The organism is Campylobacter sp. CFSAN093224 (assembly GCF_012897395.1).
GTDB classification, from domain to species: Bacteria; Campylobacterota; Campylobacteria; order Campylobacterales; family Campylobacteraceae; genus Campylobacter_D; species Campylobacter_D jejuni.
In genome coordinates this window covers 835,044-861,373 of sequence record NZ_CP040607.1, presented here as the reverse complement: position 1 = coordinate 861,373, position 26,330 = coordinate 835,044, and the positions used below count along the sequence as shown (strand labels likewise).

At 29.4% G+C, this 26,330-nt stretch carries 27 protein-coding genes and 1 pseudogene; 20 read left to right on the top strand and 8 right to left on the bottom strand.

Annotation, left to right across the window (positions count from 1 at the left end; all coding sequences use genetic code 11):
- The first annotated feature begins 72 nt into the window (after window positions 1-72).
- Window positions 73-2,184, top strand: a complete 2,112-nt coding sequence (locus FBF11_RS04460) for a carbon starvation CstA family protein (protein WP_057096908.1) — start codon at window positions 73-75, stop codon at window positions 2,182-2,184.
- A complete protein-coding gene (gene kcuS / locus FBF11_RS04455; RefSeq protein WP_002867452.1) occupies window positions 2,165-2,362 on the top strand; it encodes a KCU-star family selenoprotein in 198 nt (65 codons plus the stop codon). The genes FBF11_RS04460 and kcuS overlap by 20 nt, the downstream gene beginning before the upstream one ends.
- Before the next feature lie 39 nt (window positions 2,363-2,401).
- Here the strand turns inward: kcuS and FBF11_RS04450 are convergent, their stop codons facing one another.
- The gene (locus FBF11_RS04450) at window positions 2,402-2,815 is read right to left on the bottom strand and encodes an acyl-CoA thioesterase (protein ID WP_002853544.1); all 414 of its coding nucleotides are present in this window, start codon (window positions 2,813-2,815) and stop codon (window positions 2,402-2,404) included.
- Window positions 2,816-2,877: 62 nt separating this feature from the next.
- On the opposite strand from FBF11_RS04450, the gene ciaB reads away from it, so the two are divergent.
- The 3 genes from ciaB (at window position 2,878) to cysM (ending at window position 6,123) form a co-directional block, all read left to right on the top strand.
- Window positions 2,878-4,710 (top strand): invasion protein CiaB, encoded by a 1,833-nt coding sequence (gene ciaB, locus FBF11_RS04445; protein ID WP_052846099.1) that lies wholly within the window; start codon window positions 2,878-2,880, stop codon window positions 4,708-4,710.
- Window positions 4,711-4,810: 100 nt separating this feature from the next.
- A complete protein-coding gene (locus FBF11_RS04440) occupies window positions 4,811-5,107 on the top strand; it encodes an HU family DNA-binding protein (protein ID WP_002859562.1) in 297 nt (98 codons plus the stop codon).
- Between the two features lie 116 nt (window positions 5,108-5,223).
- The gene (gene cysM, locus FBF11_RS04435) at window positions 5,224-6,123 is read left to right on the top strand and encodes a cysteine synthase B (RefSeq protein WP_052822745.1); all 900 of its coding nucleotides are present in this window, start codon (window positions 5,224-5,226) and stop codon (window positions 6,121-6,123) included.
- A 6-nt stretch (window positions 6,124-6,129) separates the two neighbouring features.
- Here cysM and FBF11_RS04430 read toward each other — a convergent pair whose 3' ends face one another.
- From FBF11_RS04430 to FBF11_RS04415, 4 genes and pseudogenes are all read right to left on the bottom strand, one after another.
- The gene (locus FBF11_RS04430) at window positions 6,130-6,690 is read right to left on the bottom strand and encodes an SCO family protein (RefSeq protein WP_002859560.1); all 561 of its coding nucleotides are present in this window, start codon (window positions 6,688-6,690) and stop codon (window positions 6,130-6,132) included.
- A complete protein-coding gene (locus FBF11_RS04425; RefSeq protein WP_002852445.1) occupies window positions 6,687-7,139 on the bottom strand; it encodes a hypothetical protein in 453 nt (150 codons plus the stop codon). The genes FBF11_RS04430 and FBF11_RS04425 overlap by 4 nt, the downstream gene beginning before the upstream one ends.
- A gap of 3 nt (window positions 7,140-7,142) precedes the next feature.
- Complete coding sequence (locus FBF11_RS04420; RefSeq protein ID WP_002935814.1) at window positions 7,143-7,562, bottom strand: copper chaperone PCu(A)C; 420 nt, start codon at window positions 7,560-7,562, stop codon at window positions 7,143-7,145.
- 85 nt (window positions 7,563-7,647) lie between these two features.
- Window positions 7,648-8,117: pseudogene (locus FBF11_RS04415) on the bottom strand (hypothetical protein).
- Window positions 8,118-8,272: 155 nt separating this feature from the next.
- On the opposite strand from FBF11_RS04415, the gene FBF11_RS04410 reads away from it, so the two are divergent.
- From FBF11_RS04410 to FBF11_RS04395, 4 genes are all read left to right on the top strand, one after another.
- Complete coding sequence (locus FBF11_RS04410) at window positions 8,273-9,250, top strand: murein L,D-transpeptidase family protein (RefSeq protein WP_002870168.1); 978 nt, start codon at window positions 8,273-8,275, stop codon at window positions 9,248-9,250.
- On the top strand, window positions 9,251-10,237 hold the full coding sequence (locus FBF11_RS04405) for an alanine racemase (RefSeq protein ID WP_002859557.1): 987 nt from the start codon (window positions 9,251-9,253) through the stop codon (window positions 10,235-10,237).
- Window positions 10,238-10,239: 2 nt separating this feature from the next.
- On the top strand, window positions 10,240-10,707 hold the full coding sequence (locus FBF11_RS04400) for a tRNA (cytidine(34)-2'-O)-methyltransferase (protein WP_002859556.1): 468 nt from the start codon (window positions 10,240-10,242) through the stop codon (window positions 10,705-10,707).
- 103 nt (window positions 10,708-10,810) lie between these two features.
- A complete protein-coding gene (locus FBF11_RS04395) occupies window positions 10,811-12,277 on the top strand; it encodes a sodium:alanine symporter family protein (RefSeq protein ID WP_057096909.1) in 1,467 nt (488 codons plus the stop codon).
- Between the two features lie 27 nt (window positions 12,278-12,304).
- Here the strand turns inward: FBF11_RS04395 and FBF11_RS04390 are convergent, their stop codons facing one another.
- Together FBF11_RS04390 and FBF11_RS04385 are read right to left on the bottom strand one after the other, a co-directional pair.
- Complete coding sequence (locus FBF11_RS04390) at window positions 12,305-13,033, bottom strand: amino acid ABC transporter ATP-binding protein (RefSeq protein ID WP_002858785.1); 729 nt, start codon at window positions 13,031-13,033, stop codon at window positions 12,305-12,307.
- Window positions 13,026-13,769, bottom strand: a complete 744-nt coding sequence (locus FBF11_RS04385; protein WP_002852595.1) for an amino acid ABC transporter permease — start codon at window positions 13,767-13,769, stop codon at window positions 13,026-13,028. Before FBF11_RS04385 ends, FBF11_RS04390 begins: the two co-directional genes overlap by 8 nt.
- Window positions 13,770-13,851: 82 nt before the next feature.
- Between FBF11_RS04385 and FBF11_RS04380 the strand changes: the two genes are divergently transcribed.
- Window positions 13,852-14,031, top strand: coding sequence for a hypothetical protein (locus FBF11_RS04380; protein ID WP_010891894.1), 180 nt, complete (start codon window positions 13,852-13,854; stop codon window positions 14,029-14,031).
- The gene (locus FBF11_RS04375) at window positions 14,024-14,593 is read left to right on the top strand and encodes a DJ-1 family glyoxalase III (RefSeq protein ID WP_002852508.1); all 570 of its coding nucleotides are present in this window, start codon (window positions 14,024-14,026) and stop codon (window positions 14,591-14,593) included. Before FBF11_RS04380 ends, FBF11_RS04375 begins: the two co-directional genes overlap by 8 nt.
- Window positions 14,594-14,622: 29 nt before the next feature.
- Here the strand turns inward: FBF11_RS04375 and FBF11_RS04370 are convergent, their stop codons facing one another.
- The gene (locus FBF11_RS04370; protein ID WP_002852408.1) at window positions 14,623-14,988 is read right to left on the bottom strand and encodes a histidine triad nucleotide-binding protein; all 366 of its coding nucleotides are present in this window, start codon (window positions 14,986-14,988) and stop codon (window positions 14,623-14,625) included.
- 122 nt (window positions 14,989-15,110) lie between these two features.
- On the opposite strand from FBF11_RS04370, the gene pheS reads away from it, so the two are divergent.
- The 9 genes from pheS (at window position 15,111) to FBF11_RS04325 (ending at window position 26,329) form a co-directional block, all read left to right on the top strand.
- Window positions 15,111-16,103: a phenylalanine--tRNA ligase subunit alpha gene (gene pheS / locus FBF11_RS04365; RefSeq protein WP_002852567.1), complete on the top strand. Its 993-nt coding sequence runs from the start codon at window positions 15,111-15,113 to the stop codon at window positions 16,101-16,103.
- Complete coding sequence (gene pheT / locus FBF11_RS04360) at window positions 16,100-18,421, top strand: phenylalanine--tRNA ligase subunit beta (protein ID WP_052822748.1); 2,322 nt, start codon at window positions 16,100-16,102, stop codon at window positions 18,419-18,421. Before pheS ends, pheT begins: the two co-directional genes overlap by 4 nt.
- Entirely contained in the window at window positions 18,418-19,704 is a 1,287-nt protein-coding gene (aroA, locus tag FBF11_RS04355; RefSeq protein ID WP_002852577.1) for a 3-phosphoshikimate 1-carboxyvinyltransferase, read from the top strand. The genes pheT and aroA overlap by 4 nt, the downstream gene beginning before the upstream one ends.
- Complete coding sequence (locus tag FBF11_RS04350) at window positions 19,694-20,527, top strand: 4-hydroxy-3-methylbut-2-enyl diphosphate reductase (RefSeq protein WP_002867459.1); 834 nt, start codon at window positions 19,694-19,696, stop codon at window positions 20,525-20,527. Before aroA ends, FBF11_RS04350 begins: the two co-directional genes overlap by 11 nt.
- Before the next feature lie 131 nt (window positions 20,528-20,658).
- A complete protein-coding gene (locus FBF11_RS04345; RefSeq protein WP_002934819.1) occupies window positions 20,659-22,329 on the top strand; it encodes a 30S ribosomal protein S1 in 1,671 nt (556 codons plus the stop codon).
- The gene (locus tag FBF11_RS04340; protein WP_002856886.1) at window positions 22,329-22,817 is read left to right on the top strand and encodes a hypothetical protein; all 489 of its coding nucleotides are present in this window, start codon (window positions 22,329-22,331) and stop codon (window positions 22,815-22,817) included. The genes FBF11_RS04345 and FBF11_RS04340 overlap by 1 nt, the downstream gene beginning before the upstream one ends.
- Window positions 22,814-24,397: a phosphoglycerate dehydrogenase gene (serA, locus tag FBF11_RS04335; RefSeq protein WP_002852643.1), complete on the top strand. Its 1,584-nt coding sequence runs from the start codon at window positions 22,814-22,816 to the stop codon at window positions 24,395-24,397. The genes FBF11_RS04340 and serA overlap by 4 nt, the downstream gene beginning before the upstream one ends.
- The gene (locus tag FBF11_RS04330) at window positions 24,384-25,046 is read left to right on the top strand and encodes a response regulator transcription factor (RefSeq protein ID WP_002860529.1); all 663 of its coding nucleotides are present in this window, start codon (window positions 24,384-24,386) and stop codon (window positions 25,044-25,046) included. Before serA ends, FBF11_RS04330 begins: the two co-directional genes overlap by 14 nt.
- Window positions 25,040-26,329: a HAMP domain-containing sensor histidine kinase gene (locus tag FBF11_RS04325; protein ID WP_002860528.1), complete on the top strand. Its 1,290-nt coding sequence runs from the start codon at window positions 25,040-25,042 to the stop codon at window positions 26,327-26,329. The genes FBF11_RS04330 and FBF11_RS04325 overlap by 7 nt, the downstream gene beginning before the upstream one ends.
- Window position 26,330 lies beyond the last annotated feature (1 nt).

Below are 26,330 nucleotides of genomic sequence, written 5' to 3'. Positions count from 1 at the left end.
AAACATCTTTCTATACAATTTAATCTATAAATCTGCTATTCTTTGAAAATATTTTATTTTCTTAGGAGAAATATGACTCAGTTAAGTACTAAAATTTTATGGTTGTTTGTTGCAACTTTAGGCGCTATTTGTTTTGGTTATTTAGCTTTACAAAATGGCGAAAGTGTATCAGCGATTTATTTGGTGGTTGCTGCTGTATGTATTTATATGATAGGATATAGATTTTATGGGCGTTTTGTAGCTTATAAGGTTTTAGAACTTGATAAAAATCGTGCAACACCAGCACTTGTAGAAAATGATGGGCGTGATTTTGTGCCTACAAATAAAGCTGTATTATTTGGACATCATTTTGCTGCTATTGCAGGAGCAGGTCCATTAGTAGGACCTATCTTGGCCGCTCAAATGGGATATTTGCCTTCTATGCTTTGGATTTTAGTAGGAGGAGTTTTAGCGGGTGCTGTGCATGATTTTGTTGTTCTTTTTATATCTACTCGTAGAAAAGGTAGAAGTCTTGGCGAGATGATTAAGGATGAGATGGGTAAATTTACAGGTGGAGTTGCTATGGTGGCGATTTTTGGCATTATGCTTATTATTATTGCCATTTTAGCTATGGTGGTTGTAAAAGCTTTAGCAGAATCTCCATGGGGTTTATTTACTATCGCAATGACTATTCCTATAGCAATATTTATGGGCATTTATATGCGTTTTATCCGTCCAGGTAGAGTAGGGGAGGCTTCTATAATAGGTTTTGTGCTTTTAATTTTGGCTATTCATTATGGTAGCGTTATAGCTGCTGATCCTTATTGGGCTAAAATATTTACTTTAGAAGCTCCAACTTTGGCAATTGTTATGATGGCTTATGGTTTTATTGCTTCTGTTTTACCTGTGTGGTTTTTACTTGCTCCAAGAGATTATCTTTCAACTTTTTTGAAAATCGGTGTTATTGTGGTAATGGCTGTAGCTATTGTTTTGGTTGCTCCTGATTTACAAATGCCAAAAGTAAATACTCAGTATTTTGATGGAACAGGTCCAGTATTTGCAGGTGGAGTGTTTCCATTTTTATTTATTACCATTGCTTGTGGTGCGATCAGTGGTTTTCATGCTTTGATTTCTAGTGGAACTACTCCTAAAATGCTTGAAAACGAAACTCATGCTTTGGCTGTTGGATATGGCTCTATGCTTGCTGAGAGTGCTGTGGCGATTATGGCTTTAATTTGTGCTTGTATTTTACATCCAGGTCTTTATTTTGCTATAAATTCAAGCTCTGCTTTGATAGGAACAGATGTTGTAAATGTAGCACAAACTATTTCAAGTTGGGGATTTAGTATTACTCCTGAAGAAATTACTACTTTAACCACAAATATAGGAGAGCATACTATACTTTCAAGAACAGGGGGAGCCCCGACTTTTGCTATAGGTGTAGCTTTGATCTTGCATGAACTTTTTGGCGGCGTGGATTTGATGGCTTTTTGGTATCATTTTGCTATATTGTTTGAAGCTTTATTTATTTTAACAGCGGTGGATGCTGGGACAAGGGCTTGTCGTTTTATGGTGCAAGATATATTGGGTAATGTTTATAAACCTTTAGGAGATATTCATAATTATCCAGCTGGACTTTTGGCTACGGCTTTAAGTGTTGCAGGTTGGGGATATTTTCTTTATCAAGGTGCCATTGATCCTAAGGGAGGAATTTATACGCTTTGGCCTCTTTTTGGCGTGAGCAATCAAATGCTTGCGGGTATGGCTTTGCTTCTTGCTACAACTATACTTGTAAAAATGGGCAAGGCAAGATATACTTGGGTTACTTTAGTACCTGCTACATTTGTTTTAGTGGCAACTCTGTATGGAGGAATACAAAAAATTATGCCTTATGAAGAAGGGAATAAAGTAGGAAATGCGGTAAGTCATGTAGCCGCCGTTAGCATACAAAGTCAAAAAATTCAAGATTTAGAATTTAAATTAAATAATACTAAAGATGAAAAAGAAATTTCTGCAATTAAAAAAGAAATTTCAATAGCCACTCAAAATAAAGTTGGAAATTTACTTAATGCAATTCTTTGTGTGTTCTTTATGATAGCTACCTTGCTTGTTATAATTTCTTGTATAGGAATTTGCTTAGGTAAAATTAAAATTCCTCTTAAAGAAACTAAGTATATTAAGATTGATGAATTTCAAAAAATTTAAGTATTATTATGAAAAAGCCGAAAGGTTTTTTCATCCCTTGGTGGGACTTTCTAGTTATGATAAGTATTTAGAACACATGAAACAAAAACATCCAGGAAAAATTCCAAAAACCAGAGGGGAATTTTTCAAAGAATGTCTAGATAAAAAATACAATAGTGGCGGTTTAAATAAATGCTGATAAGCTTAAAGGATAAAGTTTTATCATACAAAATAAGCTTTAAGCATTTAAAAAGCCATGAATTCTTTTAAGTTCTTCACTAATAGGCTTTTTCTTTCCATCTCTTGTAACACTTACATAAGTTACTAAAGCCGAAGTTACATTAATGCAAGAAGTACAACCTTGAGAATCCACTCTTTGAGCTGTGACTTCTACTTCAACGCTGATTGAAGTGTTGCCCACATTTACAACTTTAGAGTAACAAGAAATTATATCGCCTATAAAAACAGGTTCTTTAAAAACTACTTTATCCATAGAGATGGTTACAACGCGTTCAGGAGAAAGTTCTCTTGCTGCGATAGCTCCTGCTAAATCGATTTGTGAAAGTATCCATCCGCCAAAAATATTTCCTGCTGGATTTGTGTCACTTGGCATAGCTACAATTTTTAATTTTGGTTCTCCCATATCTCTCATTTTTACTCCTTATTTTAAAAAATGAATTATAATTAAAAAAAGTTAAAAAGGAGAATAAAAGTATGAATAATTTTAAAGAAATAGCTAAATTGGTTAGAAAATACAAAGAAAGAAATAATGCGTTATATGAGTTTTTAGACAAAGAAGATGTGGGCGAGTATTTTAGATCTTTGATTTCTTTAAGTGAGTTAAAACAAGATAAAACAACTATGCTAGCCATACTTAGGCGTTTGGTTGATTTAAAGGAAGAAAATTTAGTTCAAGAGTGGAAAAAAAACAACTTTAAGGAAGATAAGATTATAGAGTTAAAACATAAGTTCTATGAAGAGGTTAGAAAGTTTTATGAAAAAGAACATCAAAATTTAATTAATGAAATAAAAGAGAAAAAGCTTTTAAATAATTTTTATCAGTCTTTAATACAAGGAGTGCATAATATAGGTTTAATTATGAATATTTTTGAAATTTCTTGGACTAAAGAAATTATAGAAAAAAATAATAAAATTTTATCTACTCAATTTCCAAATTTAGATGATGCAATGGAATTTTTACGTAAAAATCATTTATATCAAAAAACTCCAGAAGGAGAAATTTGTGAGCGAAGCTATGGTGTTTTAGTTAGAATAGGAAATTTATGGAAATTTGTTCCTTATGCGAGATTTTTCGAGAATGAAATTTTAAAATTAGAATTTGCTTTTGAAAATATGATTGATCAGCTTAAAATATTTGCTAGCAGCGAAGAGGAAAAAGCTTATATAGAATATTTTGAAAAATTAAAATTAGCGTTTTGTGAAAAAGATGAAGATAGGGTTATAAAAGCTTGGCAAGAAGCTGAATTTGCTTGGATAAAAGTAAAATCACCTTTACAAGTGGGACATCCTTTAGAATATTATGAAGATAATTATACTCATGCGGTGGCATTAGAATGGGATATAAGAATAGAAGATGAAAATGATTTTGATGTTTTGAAATTTGGTAGTGAAATTAAGGAAAGTTTTGAACATGTTTATAAAAATATAGGACTTGAAGATTGTGAATTAGAAAAAGAAGTTTTATCTAATATAGAAAAAACTCAACTTTATATTTGCACTCCGATGATATTTTATGGTGCTGAACTTAAAGGTTTATTCTCAGCTCAAGTCGTTCCAAATGATGAGTTTGTAAGTTCTAAGGCGGGCAAAAAAATATTTGCCTTTATAAATTTTGTATATGAAAATGCTAAAACAAAGCCTTTTATGAAAATTTCTAGCGAGGTTTTTGATAAAGAATTTTTGGATTTTGGAAGAAATATTTTATTTTATCAGGAAAAAATTTGGAAAAGGGTTTATGAAGTATCAACTATAGGCCATGAATTTGGTCATATATTTTTTATTGCTAATGATACCGAAAAAACAATGAATCAGAGTGGTTTTTTTAAAAATATAGAAGAATATAAAGCTACTACAGGTGGACTTATAAATTTCTTTTATCATGAACAAGATGACTTGATAATGCCTGTTTTTCATGAACTTATAAAAAGAGCTATTGGACTTATTTCTTGGCAAAGGGTTGATGAAGTTAGACCTTATTATACAGAAGGACTTATTCATCTTAGTTTGCTTTTTGAAAGTGAAGTATTGATTTTTGAAAATAATAATTTGAAGATAAATTTTGATTTAGGGCATTATGAAAAATTTAAAGAACTAACTTTAAAAAATTATCATGAATTAGCAAAACACTATGCTTTAAGACTTGATGCAAAAGAGTTTTTAAGTAGATTTTGTGAAATTGAAGATAATATTTTTCTTCCTATTATGCCTAAGTGTAAAGAATTTGTTAAATTTTATTATGATTTATACGAGAAAATTGGCAATGAAATTGATAATAGCGGAGAATTTGAAAGATATAAGAAAAAATAATAAAGTTTTTTGAAAAAAACTTAAAAAAGCTGTTTTTTACTTGATATTGTTTTTTAAATATGCTAAAATTAGGCGTTTCAATTAAAACAAAGGAGCTTTTATGACTAAAGCAGATTTCATTTCATTAGTTGCTCAAACAGCTGGGCTAACAAAAAAAGACGCTACTACTGCTACTGATGCAGTTATTTCTACTATTACTGATGTTTTAGCTAAAGGTGATAGCATCAGTTTTATTGGTTTTGGTACTTTTTCAACTCAAGAAAGAGCTGCTAGAGAAGCTAGAGTACCAAGCACAGGAAAAACAATCAAAGTTCCTGCTACAAGAGTTGCAAAATTTAAGGTAGGTAAAAACCTTAAAGAAGCTGTTGCAAAAGCAAGCGGCAAAAAGAAAAAATAAAACTTCGGCTAGATAAATTCTAGCCTTCTTTCTTAATTAATTCAGATATTTTTTGTCTTTTATTTGCTTTATTTTTATATACTTACTTGAAACTAAATTTTTGAAAGGTTGGTTTTATGAGAGTTTATAAAAAAGTAAATGAACTTATAGGCAATACTCCTATAATACAATTAGAGAAATTTGGTGCAAATCTTTTTGCTAAATGTGAATTTTTAAATCCTAGTCATTCTATAAAAGATAGAGCAGCTTTTGAAATGATTAAAGATGCTTTAGATAGTAAAAAAATTAATCAAGATACTACAATAGTTGAAGCAACTAGTGGAAATACTGGAATTTCTTTGGCTATGATTTGTGCAGATTTGGGACTTCAATTTGTTGCCACTATGCCAGAATCTATGAGTATAGAAAGACGCAAAATGATAACTCTTTTTGGAGCACAACTTGAACTAACTCCTGCAAATTTAGGAATGAAAGGAGCGGTTGATAAAGCAAATGAAATATTATTAAATACTCCAAATTCTTTTATGGTTTCTCAATTTGAAAATATTTCAAATAAAAATGCGCATCGTAAGAATACGGCTTTAGAAATTTTAAGAGATTTGGATAATGAACTTGATATTTTTGTAGCTGGTTTTGGAACTGGCGGTACTATTAGTGGAGTTGGGGAAATACTAAAAGAAAAATTAGAAAAAGTGCATATTGTTGGAGTCGAGCCTCTAAATTCTCCATTGCTTAGCAAAGGTGAAGCGGGAAGCCATAAAATACAAGGAATAGGGGCGAATTTTATACCTGCTATTTTAAATAAAGAAGTTATAGATGAAGTGATCACAGTAAGTAATGAAGATGCTATAAATACAGCCAAAGAACTTGCCAAAAGTGGTTTAATGGTAGGTATATCAAGTGGAGCAAATGTATTTGCCGCAAGTATGCTAGCAAAGAAATTTCCAGATAAAAGAATTTTAACTATGCTAAACGATACGGCTGAAAGATACCTTTCAACTGATCTTTTTGCTTAAGTATAATTATTGAGAATTTAGAAAAATTCTAAGTTCTCTTAAAATTTCTTGTGGATTTAAATCGCTAATTTCTTTATAAAAATGACCTTTTTCATCAATAAGATAAAGCATATTGCTATGTGCTATAGAATAACCCATAAAAGAATCATTTAGATCTATTTTTTGATATTGAACATTATATTGTTTTGTTATTTTTTGAAGAGTTTTTTCATCTTTTGCAATTAAGGCATCTGCTTTTGGGTAAAAGTATCGTAACCATTCGTTTGTATTGCTTAAGTTATTATCTCTATTTGGATCTAAAGAAATAAAAAGAAGGTGAGCCTTAGGATTATTGATTTGCTTTAAGGCTTTGCCTACTAAACTAAGAGTTGCCGGACAAACATCAGGGCAATAAGTATATCCAAAATAGATAATAAGCTTATCTCCTTTAAAATCTTTTAGGGTGGTTTCCTCTTTTAAGTCTGATTTTAAGATAAAATCATAAGAATTTTGATGATTTTTAATAAAAAATATTACACCTAAAATAATGGCAACTATAACTATAAACAAAATAATATTTTTTTTCATTTTTTTAGCTCAAAATCAAAATAAAACCCTATGGGTTTATTATTATCCATAAATTCTACCCTGAAACGCATAGTATCTAAAACGCAAGCAGCAAGAACTATTTTACTTTCATAGTCTGTTGAATTTAATCGATGTATTTTAGGTTTAATTTCGCCCATATACATATTTAATCCATAAATTTTAATTCCTAAGTTGTTATAATTTCCTAGATTTACAATCTTTAGATTTGTAACATCTAAAGATTGTAAGGGTTTGGGATTTAGGGAAATTAAGACTTTTTTATTGTTAAAACTATATGTGCAGTCTTTAACATTAAGATCGCAAGTCAATGGGGTAGAAAAATCAGTTTTTGTTATTTTTTGAGAATCTTTTATTACATAAAAATCAAAAATAATATATAAAATAGCAATAACAAAAGCAAAAGCTAAGATAAAAATAATTTTTCTCATTAATTAAAATTCTTTAGAATCAATATTTTTTAACTCTATGGTTTTGTGATTATTAAATTTTAAATCTAAATTTACCTTCGTGTCTTTAATAATAGGTTTTTTTAGTTTTAAAAGCATTATATGATAACCTCCAGATTTAAGCTCTGTGCTTGAATGAGCTTTTATAATAATTTCAGGAATTTTTTGCATCATCATTTTTCCATCTTTATGTATATGTGTATGCAGTTCACTGACTTCACTGATATCGCTTTTGGCACTTATTAGAGCAATATCCTTATCAGTATTATTAAAAATAGTAAGAAAAATAGCACTATTTTGCGCATGAGGTGGAGTTTGTTTTACAAAGGCATTTTTTACCTCTATATCATTAACAGCCCAAAGATTTACAGCAAAAAGAGCACCTAAGAGAAGAATTTTTTTCATATTGTATCCTTATTTTTATAATATTAAATATTTGTTCATTATATCAAAAAATATTTTTATTTGAATATAAAATTTTGAAAATTTTTCAATGTGTGTTACCTGTTTGAAATTTTTTTGCATAGTAACATCAAAATCAAAGAAAAAACCAGTTGGAGCATTATTGTTTAAAAATTCAACCCTAAATCTAGAATCATCGGTAATGCTTCTACCTATAAAATTTATAAGAATATCACCATTAACTATATTAAATTTAGGAATGATATCGCCTATATAGGAATTTAAACTATAAATTTTAATCTTTAAATTAGAATAATGAGGAAAATTCTTAATTTTTATAGTAGTTTTATTGAAAATTTTTATAGGTTTTGGGTAGGCTGAAACTTCAATATTTTTTTTATTAAAAGAAAAAACACAATCTTGTAAATTTAAGTCACAAGTTAGAGGTTGGCATGTATTTAAGCTAAATATACTTTCTTTCTTTTTATCATATAATGTATAAAAAGCTAAAAACAAAATGCCTAAAAAAGACATTCCTATAAAAAAATTTCTTATCATTATAGACAACCTTTTAAAACAAGCCTTTATGATTTGTAAAAATTATATCATAAATAAGGCTGCATTGTTAATATAATTAATATTTTTTAAGAAAAAAAATATTATAATCACAAACATTTTTGACTTAAAAAATTTGAAATACCTAAGGAAAAACATTGTTAAAACGACTTGCTTTATTAATTGCACTTTCTTCATTGATGTTGCATGCCTCAGATCTTGTTAAAATTTATCTTAATCAAGGATTAGATGCTGTTGGTGTAGCGATTGAAAAAGAATTAACTCAAAAGGATTTTTGGTTAAGTGAAATAGGAGATAAAAATATTTCACTTGGATACTATGATGATAATGTTGCTATCGTGCTTACAAATAAAACAGATAAAATTCTCCGTGTTTATTCTTACGAGGACGGAAAAATAAGAAAAGATTTTGAACAAAAAGAAATAATAACTGGATTAATGGGTGATAAAAAAATAGAAGGAGATTTGAAAACGCCAGTAGGTTTTTATGAGTTAGGCCGTAAGTTTAATCCAGGTGATCCTTATTATGGTCCCTTTGCTTTTGCCACAACTTATCCAAATTTACTTGATAAAGTACAAGGAAAAACAGGTGGTGGTATTTGGATCCATGGCTATCCTTTAGATGGTTCTAGACTTGATGAATTTAAAACAAGAGGGTGTATTGCTTTATTTAATAATAATTTGGAGAAATTTGCAAAAGTTGTGCAAGATAAAAAAGTTTTTGTTATGACAGAAGAAAAAGAAAAAATTAGAGCTAAAAAGGATCAAATCGCTAGTTTATTGGCTGATCTTTTTACATGGAAACTAGCTTGGACAAATAGTGACACTAATGCCTATTTAAGTTTTTATGATGAGCAAGAATTTAAACGTTTTGATAAAATGAAATTTGAACAGTTTGCTTCCATGAAAAAATCTATTTTTTCTCGTAAAGAAGATAAAAAGATTAAATTTTCAGATATTAATATCAGCCCTTATCCGAATTTAGAAAATGAAACTATGTATAGAATTTCATTTTATGAGGATTATTACACTAAAAACTATCAGTTTAGAGGCGATAAAATTTTATACGTTAAGATAGATAGTAAAGGTAAAATGAAAATTTTAGCAGAGCAATAAATGTCTTTAATAAAAATTGATCAAAAAGCTTATGAATACAATTTAAGACATATTGCTAAAAAAATAGGGAGTTTTCAAAGATTAATTTGTGTTTTTAAAGATAATGCATATGGACATGGAGCTAAGCTTTTAGCTCCATTAGCCAAAAATTTAGGAGTTTCTTTTGTTGCTGTTAAGAGTGAAGAAGAAGCTCGAGAAATCGAAGAATTTTTTGAGAATATATTAATACTATCACATCGTCCTCATGGTAATGAAAATTCTCGATTTATTTATGCTTTAAATGACATTTCTCAAGTAAAAAATTACAAGCAAGATATAAAAATACATCTAAAAATAGATACAGGCATGCATCGCAATGGAATTTGTGTAGAAAATTTAGAGCATGCTATAAATCTTATTCAAGGTAGTGATTTAAAACTTACTGGAATGTTTACACATTTTGCTAGTGCAGATGAAATGGATGGAAGTTTTTTTGTTCAAAAAGAAAATTTTCAAAAAGCTAAAAAGATAGTAAAAAAATATTTTTCAAATTTATTATTTCATTCGTATAATTCTGCAGCATTATTTAGAGGGAAAATTCCTGAAGATGAATATTGTAGAGTTGGGCTTGTTCAATTTGGATATGGGGATTCAAATTTAAAAAGAGTTTTAAGTTTGTATGCTCATAGATTAAGTCAAAGGATTTTACAAAAAGGACAGAGCATAGGATATGGAGGCATTTTTACTGCTGCAAAGGATATGGAAGTAGCAACTTATGATTTGGGTTATGCTGATGGTCTTTTCCGTTACAATGGAAAAGGGGAGTTGGTGCTTGGAAATGGAAAAACAATGCTTGGAAAGATGTCAATGGATAGTTTTTCTTGTGAAAATTCTGGTGAGGAAATTTGCGTGTTTAAAGATGCTGATATTTGGGCTGATTTTTTTCATACTATTAACTATGAAATTTTAGTAAAATTAAATCCTAATATTCAAAGAGTTCTAGTATAAATATGTTTAATATAGTTTTAGTTCACCCTAGAATACCGCAAAATACAGGTAGTATAGGTAGAATGTGCTTTAATGCTGGTTTTAAACTTCATATTGTTAAACCAACTGTTTTTGATATTTCACAAAAGGCTGTTAGAAGGGCAGGACTTGATTACTGGGATAAATTAGAGCCTATTATTTGGGAGAATCTTGAAGAATTTTTGAATGAAAATATGATTTATAAAAATCGCTTTTTTTTCGCAACAACTAAGAGTCAAAAAGCTTATTTTGATGCAGAATTTCAAAAAAATGATTTCTTATTCTTTGGAAGTGAGAGTTATGGTTTGCCTATGGAATTAATGCAATTAAACTGGGAAAATGCTATAACTATACCTATGAAATCTTATGGAAGAAGTTTAAATTTAGCCACAAGTGTTGGTATAATCTCTTATGAAGCTTTAAGACAAAATTTTAGAAATTTTGCTTCTTAAAAGTTTCAAATTTACACAATAGCTTAAAACAAATAAAATCATAAAGTCCTTTTTATAAAAATTATGTTAAAGTAAAATTTAGATTATTTTTTGAGGAGTTTGGATGAAATTAGATATTATGCTAGATTTTGCCAATAAAGCGTCTGATATTATAGCTAATAAGATTGTCCCAAATACAGACATTATTATGGTAGTTTTACTTATTATTTGTGGGCTTTATTATAGTTTTTTAACTCGCTTTGTTCAGTTTCGTATGTTGAGTTCTGTATTTAAAATTCTTACAGAAAAAAACGAAGGACACTCTAAAGAACATATTTCACCTTTTCAAGCATTAATGATCTCAACTGCTTCTAGAGTTGGTATAGGAAATATTGCTGGAATTTCTTTGGCATTGGCTACAGGTGGAGCTGGTGCTTTATTTTGGATGTGGGTTATGGCATTTTTTGGTGGTGCCTCAGCATTTGCTGAAAGTACCTTAGCTCAAGTTTACAAATCAAAAGATGATACAGGCGGGTTTAAAGGTGGTCCAGCTTATTATATAAAAAAAGCCTTAGGTTCACATTTTTTTGGAGCTTTTTTTGCTTTTATTCTTATTATTACTTATGCTTATGGATTTAATGGACTTCAAAGTCAAACAATGACTTCGTCTTTTAAAGTTTATTATGATATGTTTAATCCAAATGCTGCTGTAGATTTTGCATCAAGTTCTTGGCCAATGATTATTGGTATTGTTTTAACTATTTTTGGTGCATGGATGTTTTTTTCTCACCATACTAAAATAGGTAAAATTAGTTCTTTAATTGTTCCTTTTATGGCTTTAGCTTATGTTTTACTTGCCGTGATTGCTGTTTTAATGAATTTTGATAAAATTCCTTCTGTGATTCATATGATTTTACAAAGTGCTTTTGATTTTAAAGCGATTTTTGGTGGTTTTGCTGGTTCTGCTTTGGTTATAGGGATTAAAAGAGGACTTTTTTCAAATGAAGCGGGTATGGGCTCGGCACCTAATGCAGCTGCAGCAGCTTTGACAAGTCATCCAGCTAAACAAGGTGTTATACAAGCCTTTTCAGTTTTAATTGATGTTGTTGTTTGTACAAGTTCTGGATTTTTAGTTCTTTTTTCTATGGCATATTTAGGACTTGGAGAAAGTAAAATTGATGGTGGAATGCCTTTAGTTCAAGAAGCTATGCGTGAGTATTACGGTAGCTTTGGAATCCATTTTATTACTATAGCTATTGTTCTTTTTGCAATAACTTCTTTAATAGGAAATTATTATTATGCTCAAGCTAATGTTAAATATTTAACAAATTCCAAATTTGTAATGAATTTGTTTAGAATTACAGCTGTGGCTATGATTTTTATAGGCTCGCAAATGAATTTAAAACTTGCTTGGAATTTGGCTGATTTGACTATGGCTTTCATGGCAACGACAAATATTATATCTTTATTGCTTTTAGGTGGTATAGTAAATAAAGTTTTAAAAGATTTTAATACGCAACAAAAATCTGGTATAGATCCTAAATTTAATGCTAGCAAACTTGGAATTAAAAACGCTGAATGTTGGGATTAAAATTCATAAGCCTTAGTGGCTTATGAATTAATGATTTAAAACCTTGTTTAAAAATTCTCTCAATCTTTCATTGCTAGGATTTTCAAATACTTCTTTAGGGCTTGCATCAACAGCAATTTTTCCTTTATCCATAAAAAATATACGATTGGCAACATTTCTAGCAAAGCCCATTTCATGAGTTACTACAAGCATAGTTAAACCTTCTTTTGCAACATCTTTCATAATGCTTAGAACCTCGCCTATCATTTCAGGATCTAGAGCTGAAGTAGGTTCATCAAATAAAATAACATCAGGATTCATCATCAAGCTTCTAGCAATAGCTATGCGTTGTTTTTGTCCGCCAGAGAGCTTATGGGGCATTATATTTTCTTTGTCTGCTAAACCCACCTTAGCAAGAAGTAATTTTGCTTTTTTTATGGCTTCTTCTTGACTTAAAATTCCTGTTTTAATGGGTGTTAAACATAAATTTTCCATAACATTTTTATTGGCAAAAAGATTAAAATGCTGAAATACCATGCTAACTTTTTGCCTGATCTTATTAATATCAATTTCTTTATCAAGTATGTTTTGCTTATTGATTAAAATTTCCCCACTATCAGCTAGTTCTAAGCGATTGATGCAGCGTAAAAATGTACTTTTTCCGCCTCCACTTGGACCTATGATAGCTATTACATCGCCTTTTGAGATTGTAGTGTTAATATTTTTTAAAACTTCTAATTCTCCATATTTTTTTTGTAAATTTTTAACTTCAATCATTTTTATTCATCCTAAGTTCAAGTTTTTTTGCAAAATAGCTAAAAATTTTTACACTTACATAATAAACAAGTCCAGTGAAAATAATAGGTTTTGGATTGTAAAGTACGGCTTGCAAGCTTTGACTTTGCATGGTAATATCAATAACACTAATAAATCCTACAACAGAAGTTTCCTTAAATAAAGAAATAAATTCATTAGCTAATGCAGGTAGAATGTTTTTAGTAGCCTGTGGAAGAATAATTTCTTTCATTGAAGTTTTGTAATCAAGTCCCATTGCTCTTGCAGCTTCCATTTGTCCCTTATCTACACTATTAATGCCACTTCTTACAATTTCTGCTATATAAGCCGAGCTATTAAGTCCTAGTGCAAGAATGGCTGCATAAAGGTTATCTATAAAAGTAAAAATTACAAAAGCAAAAATCATCAATTGTAAAATTACTGGTGTTCCTCGTATAATGTCTATATATTCATCTATAATAAAATTAAGCGTTTTAAATTTAGAGAAGTGTAAAATAGCTAAACTAAAACCAATAATCACTCCGATAATAACAGCGCAAGCAGTTAATAAAAGTGTAATAAGATAGCTTTTTAAATAAGCTTTTGCATTTTCTGTATAGCCATAGCTTACAACTCCACTAGGATCTTGAATTTTTAATATTTCTATTGGGAAAGAAAAATAGCCCCATAAAATAATAATAACAAAAAAAACAAAAATTCTTATATTTTTCTGATTCAATTTGTAAACCTTTTCAGAGAAATTATTTAAAAAAAGATTTTATAGAAATATCTTTGAATTTTCTCTAAAGATTTAAAAAAATGTGTTAGAATTTCCCAAAAATAAGGTTGTATTTATGGAAATTTTAGATTTCATTCTAATAGTTATTTTTGTGTTTTTAATGATTGTTTTGGTTATAGGTTTCAATCATCAAATGATGCAAAAAAACAAAGAAAGAGAAGAAAGATTTAAAAAATATAAAAAAGGAGAACAAAATGAGTAAAAAAGTATTAATTCCATTGGCTCAAGGTTTTGAAGAAGCTGAATTTATAGGAATTGCGGATGTTTTAAAACGAGCAAAAGAGTTAAATCCAGATTTGGAAGTTGTTATAGCTTCGTTAAACAGTGAGTTATTGGTAAAAGGTGCTAATAGCATTAGTATAAAAGCAGATTGTTCTATAGAGGATGTTGATATAGAAAATTTAGATGCTATTGCTTTGGCGGGTGGCTTTGAAGGTATGATGAATCTTAAGAATTCAAATGTTATTTTAAATATCATTAAACAACTTCATAGCAAAAATAAAATTGTTGCCGCAATCTGTGCTTCTCCTATAGTTTTAAATGAAGCAGGTGTTTTAGAGGGCGAGTTTGCTTGTTATCCTAGTTGTGAAGTTGGACTTAATGGAAATCGTGTTAACAAGGCTGTAGTTGTAAATAAAAATGTTATAACTTCAGCAGGTCCAGCTACGGCAATTCTTTTTGGTTTAGAACTAGCTAAAAAGTTATGCGGTGATGAAATTTATCAAAAATTATATGAGGGAATGTTGCTACCTTTGACAAAATAGTTTAAATGGTAGTTTTTCTACCATTTAAACTAAAATAAAGCTTGAGGATTTTCTTTTTTTGTTTTTTCCTTAGGCAGTTCAAAACCTCCAAGCATATGAAAATGCAAATGAAAAACTTCTTGTCCACTATTTTTTCCACAGTTTGTTACCAAGCGATATCCACTTTTATCTACACCTAAAAGAACAGCTAATTCTTGTATGAAACTTGTCATTTTGGCCATAAGTTCAGGATCAAATTCTTGAAAGTCTTTAAAATATTTTTTAGGGATTATAAGTATATGTATGGGTGCTTTGGGTGCAATATCATGAAATGCTAGAAAATCGTCACTTTCAAGCACTTTATTGCATGGAAGTTTACCTTCAACTATGAGTTCAAAAATTGTTTTTTCTTGCATTATTTATCCTTTTTTATTGTTGGTTTGATACAATTATATCTTTAAAGTTTGGTTTTTATGCTGAATTTAAAATAGTTTTTAATAGAATTAGAACTTGAAATATTTTATTTAAGGTAAGAAAATTGCAAAATTTTATAGAACAGATTCAAAAATGTGAGAATTTAAATGATTTGGAAGCCATTAGGATTTCCGTTCTTGGAAAAAAAGGTATTTTAACAGAAGGCTTTACAAAGCTTAAAGAGTTAGAAGATGAGGCGAAAAAAGAATTTGCTGCTAAATTAAATGCACAAAAAGAAATATTTAATGAGGCTTATTTAGCCAAATTTAAAGATTTGGAAAATCTTGCTTTAGAAGAAAGAATGAAACAAGATGCTTTAAATTTTAACTATTTTGATGAAAGTATTACAACAGGTGCCTTGCATCCTGTTATGAGCACCATGGATAAAATCATAGAATATTTTATAGCTTTGAATTTTAGCATAGAAAAAGGGCCTTTAATAGAAGATGACTTTCATAATTTTGAAGCGTTAAATTTACCTAAATCTCACCCCGCAAGAGATATGCAAGATACCTTTTATTTTGATGATAAAAGGCTTTTAAGAACACAAACTTCGCCAGTGCAAATACGGACAATGCTTGCACAAAAACCTCCTATTAGGATGATAGCCCCTGGTGCTGTATTTAGAAGAGATTTTGATATTACGCATACTCCTATGTTTCATCAAGTTGAAGGCCTTGTGGTGGAAGAAGGGCAAAAGGTTAGCTTTGCAAATTTAAAAAGTGTATTGGAAGATTTTTTGCGTTATATGTTTGGAGATGTGAAAGTTCGTTTTCGTCCAAGTTTTTTCCCATTTACAGAACCTTCTGCTGAAGTTGATATTTCTTGTGTATTTTGCAAAGGAAAGGGTTGTAGAGTTTGCAAACATACAGGTTGGCTTGAAGTTTTAGGATGTGGAATAGTTGATCCTAATGTTTATAATTTTGTTGGTTATGAAAATGTAAGTGGTTATGCTTTTGGATTGGGAGTAGAACGTTTTGCAATGCTTTTGCATCAAATTCCAGATTTAAGATCTTTATTTGAAGGTGATTTGAGATTATTGGAGCAGTTTAGATGATAATTACTAAAAGTTGGTTGAATGATTGGTTAGAACTTGAAGAAATAAGTTCAGATAAAATAGCTAAAACTTTAAACTCTATAGGTATAGAAGTTGATAGGGTTGGCGCTTTAAAGGCTCCAGATAAAGTTGTTGTAGGCTATGTTAAGGAAAAAATTAAACATGAAAATTCAGATAAATTAAGCATTTGTCAAGTTGATATCGGAAGTGAAACCTTGCAAATTGTCTGCGGTGCTGCGAATGTTGATGCAGGACAATTTGTAACTGTTGCAACTAAAGGTGCTATCATGCCAAACGGTATGGAAATAAAAGAAGCAAAATTGCGAGGAGTGGATTCTTGTGGTATGCTTTGTTCTAGTTTAGAACTGGGTTTTGAAAAAATCAATGAAGGAATTATGCTTTTAGATGAGAGTATAGGGAAATTAGAACTTGGGAGACCTTTAAATACTTATGAAATTTTTAATGATGAGCTAATAGAAGTGGAACTTACTCCTAATAGGGGTGATTGTTTAAGTATTTATGGTATAGCTCGTGATTTAGCCGCAGCTTTAAATTTAAATTTAAAAGAACCAAAACCATTTAAAGAAAGTGAAAATGTTTTAGGTATCGGTAGAATTTTGCGCTTAGCAGCTGAGAAAGAACTTAATGGACTTTATAATTATCGAGCCATAGAGCTAAAAGAAGAAATTCAAACAAATTTATTGCTTAGTTTAAGACTTGCTCAAATTGAAAGTTTGGGAAAAAATTCCATAGAAAATTTATTAAATTATGCAACGCATTCAACTGGTGTTCTTTTTAATGCTTATGATTTAAGTAGTTTTTCTGAAAAAGATGAAGAATTTACCATTAATTTAAGCAAGCAAGTACATGGAGAAACAAAAGTATCTTGCAAAGATAAACTTTTAAGCTTTAGCGGAATTTTCCAAAATAATGAAAGTAGATGTAAAGATGATTCTAAAATAATTATTATTGAGGCTAATTATACCGATCCATTGGTAATTGCAGATGCTAAAATATATTATAAAGATCAAGATGAAAAAATGCTTTATAGAAGTTTTAGGGGAAGTGAACCTAAATTAAATTTAGGAATGGATTTTTTGCTTGGTATTTTTGAGCAGATTCCAAATCTTGTTATTTATAGTTCTTCTCAACAAATTTTAACTGACAAAGAATTACCAATCATACCAATAAGTATTGAAGGTATTAGCGATATAATAGGACAAAATGTTGATAAAGATGAAGTATTAAAAATATTAAAGAAATTAGGTTTTGAGCTCATACTTTCAGGTGAAGGGCTTATAAATGTTAAAGCACCTTTACATCGTCCTGATATTAAAAATTTATCAGATATTTGCGAGGAAGTTGTAAGAATTATAGGTATTGATAATATTGCTTCCAAGGGTTTAGAATTTATAGAAAAAAATCGTTTAAATTCTGCATATAAAAATTATATTGAGTTTTTAAATTTAAGAAAAAGAGCAGTAGCTAGTGGTTATTTTGAAAGCTTACATTATGTTTTGGATAATGGAGAAGAACTTAAAAGATTAGGTTTTGACTCTGTTAAATTAAAACTAATCAATCCAATTACAGCAGAACTTAATACTTTAAGAACAACCCTTTTAAATCATTTGTTAAATGCAGCAAGTTTAAATGCAAAAAATTCTAAAAAAATTATTAAACTTTTTGAATTAGGGGCTGTTTTCAATGTTAATAATCAAGAATTAAATCGTATTGCATTTATCCATTCTGGCTTAAAAGAAGAAGCTAAAATTTCCAACAAGGCCAAACCTGAATCGGTGCAATTTTATGATTTTCTTTTAGATATTAAAAATATTATAGGTGATTTTAAACTAAAATCATCAAAATATAATATTTTAAGCCCTTATGAACAAGCAGATATTTATCTATCGGATATTAAAGTAGGTTTTATAGGCCGTTTGCATTTAAAAATAGAAAATGAGAGAGATTTACCAAAAACATATATTTGCGAACTTGATTTAGATTTAATCAGGCAAGATTTTAAAATAGCTAAGCCTTACTCCAAATTCCCAGCTATCACTAGAGATCTTAGCGTGTTAATACCTAAAGGTTTTGAATACAATCAGATTAAAAATTGTATCGAAGAATTGAATTTAGAAATACTTGAAAATTTTCGTTTAGTTGATATTTATAGTGATGAAAACTTTAAAGAATTTTATAGCATTACTATAAGTTTTTCTTTTAGGGATATAAATAAAACTCTAGAAGATAATCAAGTGAATGAATGTATGGATAAAATTTTAAATACTCTTAAAAATTTGGGTCTTGATTTAAGATGAAAATTTACAAATTGCAAACCCCTGTAAATGCTATACTTGAAAATATAGCAGCAGATAAAAGCATATCTCATCGTTTTGCTATATTTTCGCTTTTAACACAAGAAGAAAATAAGGCTCAAAATTATCTCTTAGCTCAAGATACTTTAAACACTCTTGAAATTATAAAAAATCTTGGAGCTAAAATTGAACAAAAAGATTCTTGCGTCAAAATTATACCCCCTAAAGAAATTTTATCTCCAAATTGTATTTTAGACTGTGGAAATTCAGGAACTGCTATGCGTTTGATGATAGGATTTTTAGCAGGAATTTCTGGTTTTTTTGTTTTAAGTGGAGATAAGTATTTAAACAATCGTCCTATGAGAAGGATAAGCAAACCACTTACTCAAATAGGCGCTAGAATTTATGGAAGAAATGAGGCAAATTTAGCTCCACTTTGTATAGAAGGTCAAAAATTAAAAGCTTTTAATTTTAAAAGCGAAATTTCTTCGGCTCAAGTTAAAACAGCTATGATTTTATCTGCTTTTAGAGCTGATAATGTATGCACTTTTAGTGAAATTTCTCTTAGTCGAAATCATAGTGAAAACATGCTAAAGGCTATGAAAGCTCCAATAAGGGTTAGTAATGATGGCTTAAGTCTTGAAATAAATCCTTTAAAAAAACCTTTAAAAGCTCAAAATATAATCATTCCTAATGATCCTTCTTCGGCTTTTTATTTTGTTTTAGCAGCTATTATTTTACCTAAATCTCAAATTATTTTAAAAAATATTTTGCTTAATCCTACTCGTATAGAGGCGTATAAAATTTTGCAAAAAATGGGTGCCAAACTTGAAATGACAATAACTCAAAATGATTTTGAAACTATTGGTGAGATCAGGGTGGAGTCTAGCAAGCTTAATGGCATAGAAGTTAAAGATAATATCGCTTGGTTAATAGATGAAGCGCCTGCTTTGGCTATAGCTTTTGCTTTGGCTAAGGGTAAATCTAGTTTAATAAATGCTAAAGAATTACGCGTTAAAGAAAGCGATAGGATTGCTGTGATGGTTGAAAATCTAAAGCTTTGTGGTGTTGAAGCTAGAGAACTTGATGATGGTTTTGAAATAGAAGGTGGATGCGAACTAAAATCTTCAAAAATTAAAAGCTATGGAGATCACCGTATTGCTATGAGTTTTGCTATTTTAGGTTTGCTTTGTGGAATCGAGATTGATGATAGTGATTGTATAAAAACTTCTTTTCCAAATTTTATAGAGATTTTATCAAATTTAGGAGCTAGGATTGATTATTGAATTAGCAAAAAACTATGGTTTTTGTTTTGGTGTTAAAAGAGCTATTAAAAAAGCAGAACAAATAAAAGATGCTGCAACTATAGGCCCTCTTATTCACAATAACGAAGAAATTTCTCGTTTGCAAAAAAATTTTAATGTCAAAACTTTGGAAAATATACAAGCTTTAAGTAATGAAAAAAAGGCTATTATAAGAACTCATGGTATTACAAAGCAAGATTTAGAAGAATTGAGAAAAAAAGATATAGAAATTTTTGATGCCACTTGTCCTTTTGTTACAAAACCACAACAAATTTGCGAGCAAATGAGTAAGGAGGGTTATGAAGTTGTTATTTTTGGAGATGAAAATCATCCCGAAGTTAAAGGAGTCAAAAGTTATGTAAGTACAAAAGCTTATGTAGTTTTGGATAAAAAAGAACTTCAAAATATAAAACTTCCTAATAAAATAGCTGTAGTAAGCCAAACAACTAAGAAGCCTGAGCATTTTATGGAGATAGTAAATTTTTTAATACTTAAAACCAAAGAAGTAAGAGTTTTTAACACTATATGTGATGCAACCTTTAAAAATCAAGATGCCATTAAAGAACTCTCGCTTAAAAGTGATGTTATGGTTGTTGTAGGGGGTAAAAACTCAGCCAATACAAAACAACTTTTTTTAATTGCAAAAACCAATTGTGAAGATAGCTATCTAATTGAAACCGAAGAAGAGTTAAAAAAAGAATGGTTTTTGGATAAAAAACATTGCGGCATTAGTGCAGGTGCTAGTACTCCTGATTGGATCATACAAAAAGTTATCGCCAAAATAAAAAATTTTAAAATTAATTAAAAAATGTTTTCAAATAGAATAAAAAAGTCAAAAATTTAAAAAAAATTAACAAAAATAAAAAAACTTAACACTAATTAAAGAAAAATAAGGTAAAATCAATCAATTTCTAAAAATTATTTTAAAGGACCATAATGAGCGAGGTGAACAAAAAAGTTCAAGGCGGCGTAGATGATTATCTTGAGGAAGAAGATTTTGGACAGCTTTTAGAAGCTTTTGATAAATCAAGAGAAGAGGCTACAACAGAGGGTGTGATTGTAGAGATCAAAAATGATGAAGTTTATGTAGATATAGGTAAAAAATCTGAAGGTATTTTAGCTCTTAGCGAAATACAAGATGACAATTCTAAGCTATTATTTAATGTAGGCGATGGTATTAAAGTTGCTGTTATGGGTTCTCGTGGTGGCAGATCTTTACTTTCTCATAAAAAAGCTTTGAGAAAAGAAAAAGTTATCGAATTTATTAAAAACTATCAAGAAAATCAAGATGATATTTTTACCGTAAAAGTAGTTGGAAAAAATAAAGGCGGATTGATAGTTGTTGATGAAAATGATGTTGAATTTTTCTTACCAAAATCTCAATATGGCTTCAAAGAAACAAATAATATTATAGGCAAAACGTTTAAAGTTAAAATTATTAAAATCGACAAAGATGAGCAAAGTATCATTGTTTCTCGTAAAAAAACTTTAGATGACGAGAGAAGAAAACGCAAAGAATTGATCAATAATGTAGCACAACAAGAAGATTTAATTGAAGGTATTGTGAAAAAAATTACTACTTATGGTATGTTTGTGGATGTAGGAGGTGTTGATGGTCTTGTTCATTACAGCGAAATTTCTTACAAAGGACCTGTAAATCCTGGAACACTTTATAAAGAGGGTGATAAGGTTCCAGTTAAAGTTATAAAGTATGATAAAGAACGCAAACATTTATCCTTGTCTATAAAAGCGGCTTTACCCGATCCATGGAGCGAGATAAAAGATACTCTTGATGTAGGTGATACCATTAAAGTAATAGTATCAAATATAGAGCCTTATGGTGCTTTTGTGGATTTAGGAAATGATATAGAAGGATTTTTACATATCAGTGAAATTTCTTGGGATAAAAATATTAAAAATCCAAAAGATTATATCAACAAAGGTCAAGAAATTGATGTTGAAGTAATTGAAATCAATCCAAATGAAAGACGCTTAAGAGTTTCTTTAAGAAATTTACTTTCTAGACCTTTTGATGAATTTATGAAATCTTACAAAATTGCAGATGTGGTTGAAGGGGAGATCACCTCGGTAACTTCTTTTGGTGCGTTTGTTAAACTTGGCGGTATTGAAGGTCTATTGCATAATGAAGATGCTTCTTGGGATAGAAACGATAAATGTAAAGACAAATTCTCTCAAGGGGATAAAATCAAGGTAAAAATTATCAAAATAGATGAAGAAAACCAAAAAATATCATTAAGCGCAAAAGAATTAAACAGTTCTCCAGTGCAAGAATATGCCAAAATTCATAAAGTCGGCGATATTGTAAAAGGCACTATCCGTGATATTAAAGATTTTGGTGTTTTTGTAGAGCTAAGTAAAAATGTTGATGCTTTAATTCATAAAGAAGATATAAGCACTTCTATGCTTGAAAATTTAAAAATTGGCGACGATATTGAAGCTGCTATAGTTTTTATTGATGAAAAGAAAAATAGAATTCGCCTAAGTGTTAAAAATCTTGTTAGAATAAAAGAAAGAGAAGTTCTTAATGAAATCAATAATGATGATAAAGTAACTTTAGGTGATATCATTAAAGATCAGCTAGCTTAATGAAAAAATACATTACAATAAGCATTTTGAGTATTTTATTACTCATTTTGCTTGCTGTTGTTTTTACATTGCTTTGGCAATTTAAAGCTAATGTAAATTTCATTCCACAATTTGCTAAAGATACAAATACGCAGCCAAGCATTCAAACCCAAAATCAAGATCTTTCATGGCAAGAAGAATTAGCAAAATGGCCTACAAGAGATTTTACCCCAGCAGCAGAAAAATTTACCTTATATTTTGATGCGGATACTAGCGAGCTTAAGGAGAAAAATAAATATTATCAACTTATAGTTGGAAAATATGATATTTATTCTATGTTTTGCTTAAGACAGACTTTAAATTCTTTTAATGTGAAGTATTTTCTTCTTAAATCTGGCGATAGTCCAGAAATCTTTTTGGATACAGGCAATGAAAAACTTATAGATGATATTATCAAAGAATTAAAAAAATATAAAATAAATACAGAAGTAAAGGAAATTTGGTTATGAAAAAAAAGATTATAGTGTGTGATGCTATTTTGGATAAAGGTGTCGATATTCTAAGAAAAGCTGAAGATATTGAGCTTATAGAAGCTGCAAAATTTCCAAAAGATGAACTTATGCAAATGCTAAGCGATATTGAAGTTGCAATTACTAGAAGTTCTACGGATGTAGATGTAAATTTTTTAAATCATGCCAAAAAATTAAAAGCGCTTGTGCGTGCTGGGGTGGGCGTAGATAATGTTGATATTCCAGAGTGTTCTAAACGAGGAGTGATTGTGATGAATGTCCCAACTGCAAATACTATTGCCGCAGTTGAACTAACAATGGCACATCTTTTAACATCAGCTAGAAGCTTTGTCAATGCTCATAATTTTTTAAAAATTGAAAGAAAATGGGAAAGAGAAAAATGGTATGGCATTGAATTGATGAATAAAACGCTAGGGGTTATAGGTTTTGGAAATATAGGTTCAAGAGTAGCTATCCGTGCTAAAGCATTTGGTATGAAAATTTTAGCCTATGATCCGTATATTTCTGCTTCTAAGATTACAGATTTAGATATGGAACAAGCAAAAAATTTGGATGAAATTTTAGAAAAAAGTGATTTTATTACCATTCACACACCAAAAACCAAAGAAACCAATGGTATGATAGGAAAGCAAGAAATTGCAAAAATGAAAGATGGAATAAGATTAATAAATTGTGCTCGCGGAGGATTATACACAGAAGAGGCTTTATATGAAGGTTTAAAAAGTGGTAAAATAGCTTGGCTTGGTATAGATGTGTTCGATAAAGAACCCGCGACTAATCATCCTCTTTTAGACTTTGAAAATATTTCAGTTACTTCTCACCTAGGAGCAAATACTTTAGAAAGTCAAGACAATATCGCAAGAGAAGCTTGTGAGCAAGCATTAAGCGCAGCACGAGGCGTGGCTTATCCTAATGCCTTAAATTTACCAATTAAAACTGAAGATTTACCACCTTTTGTAGCTCCTTATATAGAACTTGTTTCTAAAATGGCTTTTTTAGCTGTTCAAATTGATAAAAATCCTATAAAAAGTATTAAATTAGAGGCTGAAGGAATTATTGGTGAGTATGCAAATTCTATGCTAACTTTTGCAGCTGTTGGTGCTTTGGGTGGAATTTTAGGAGAGAAAATTAATTATGTTAATGCAGAATTTGTTGCCAAAGAAAAAGGAGTTGAATTATCTTGCGAAACTCTTCCAAATAGTGGTTATAATAATAAACTTAGCGTTAAAATTATCACCGAAAATTCAAATATCAGTGTTTCAGGAACAGTGTTTAATGAAAATGAACAACGCATAGTTGGATTAAATGGCTTTAAAACTGATTTTAAGCCAAAGGGAAAAATGATTATTTTTAAAAACAAAGACATACCAGGAGTTATAGCTAAAATCAGTTCCGTTTTGGCAGCTAAAAATATCAATATAGCTGATTTTAGGCTTGGTAGAGATGGTTTTGGGTATGCTTTGGCTGTTGTTTTGATTGATGAAAAAGTTCAAAAAGAAGTATTAGATGAACTAAAACAATTAGAGGCGTGTGTATTTGTCCAATATGTTGAAATTTAAAATTTTAATTATAGAAGATGATATAGATTTAAACGAACTGCTTGTTTTAAAGTTAAAATCTAGTGGTTATGAAGTTATATCTTTAGCGGATTTTTTTGGAGTTGAAGATTTGCTCGATAATGAGCAAATTGATCTTTTAATAGTCGATAGAAATTTGCCCAGTGGAGATTCTTTAGAAAAAATTCAAGATTTAAGAGAGCAAGGATATAAAGAAGCAGTTATTTTTCTTACAGCCAAGGCTTTACATCAAGATTTACTCGAAGGCTTTGAAAGTGGTTGTGATGATTATGTTTGTAAACCTTTTGATTTCAATGAGCTTTTGCTTCGCATTAAAGCAATTTTAAAACGCCATAAAAAAGAAGAAGAAAAACTATCTTTTGGTGATTTTATTTTAGATTTGGTTAGTTATGAATTCTTTTACAAAAATCAAAAATTAGAAATCTCAAATCTTGACTATGAGCTTTTAAAATGTTTTTTTGAAAATCCAAATACCTTGCTTACTAGACAATTTTTAAGCGAAAGTGTTTGGAAAGATGATACTACAAGTGATAAAACAATCAATATAGCTCTAACAAGACTTAGAAATAAATTTCCAAAACTAAAAGATCATATTATAAGTGTTAGGGGTATTGGCTATAAATTATGCTAAAAACTAAAAATATTTTTATAGTTTTTTTTGTTGTATTGGCTTTGATTTTTGGGTTTATTTTTTATACTTTTACTAATTCTTATCTTAATTTCTTGCTTATAAAACAATATGAACAAAAAATCAAAAGCCTTGATGATGTTTTAAAATTTTCTCTCTTAGAGCATTTAAATGATGCTAATATCAAGAATTTTGCTAAAGATACTAGGGCTGATTTTATTATCCTAAACAATGATATGAAAATAAGTTCTGTAAAAAATCCTGATTTTTTTTCTAATCTTAAAGAAGGAGAAATTTTAAATTTCAATTCAAAAAAAATTCTCACTAAAAGCTTTATTTACAAAGGATATAAATATATTATTATTGTTTATCCTCGTTTTTTAGATTTAGAACTTTTTTGGACAAAAATGGCAATCGGTTTTGGAGTATGCTTGCTGTTTGTTTTTATTTTAATGTTGTTGTTAGGTAGAAGAATAGAGAAAAATTTTAATAAAATTTTGGATTTTTTGGATTCTATAGGGGATCATAAAGTTGTTATATTAGAAAAAGGAATGTTTAAAGAATTTAATTTACTAAATGAGAAACTTTTAAAAACTAAGGATAAAATTCTAAAGAATACCCAAAAAAATAAAAAACAAAGCGATAAAATCACTTTAAAAAATACTCAGCTTGCTAGCGTGATTTCTGCTATTTCTCATGAGCTTAAAAATCCATTAAGCGTGATTGATCTTAGCTTAGAGATGCTAAAAGATGAGAAATTGGAAGATAAAAAATTAAAAAAGGAATTACTAGAAAAAATTTCACGTCAAAGCGTTAAACTTAATGCTTTAACGCATAAGCTTAATTTTGTTTTTAATCTTAATAGTGAAGCCTTGCAGATGCAAGAATTCGATCTTTTTTCTCTATGTGAAAAAATCACTAAAAACCCAGGCTTTGAAAGAGTTGCATTGCAAGGTAAAAGCACGAAAGTTAAGGCTGATGAATTTTTAATCGAGCAAGTGATTATAAATTTGCTTTCTAATGCTTTAAAATATAGTCAAAAAAAAGTCATTTTAACGGCAAGAGATCAAAAGATAATAGTGCAAGATTTTGGAAAAGGCATAGAAGAAGATAAAATAAAATTGATTACAAAAAAATTTTATAAAATTGATGTAAAAAGTGATAATTCTTTTGGTTTGGGACTTTTTTTAGTAAAGAAAATTTTAAATATACATAAAAGTTATCTTGAAATTTCTAGCACTTTAGGTTATGGTTCTAGTTTTAGCTTTAAACTCAGTCAAGGATAAA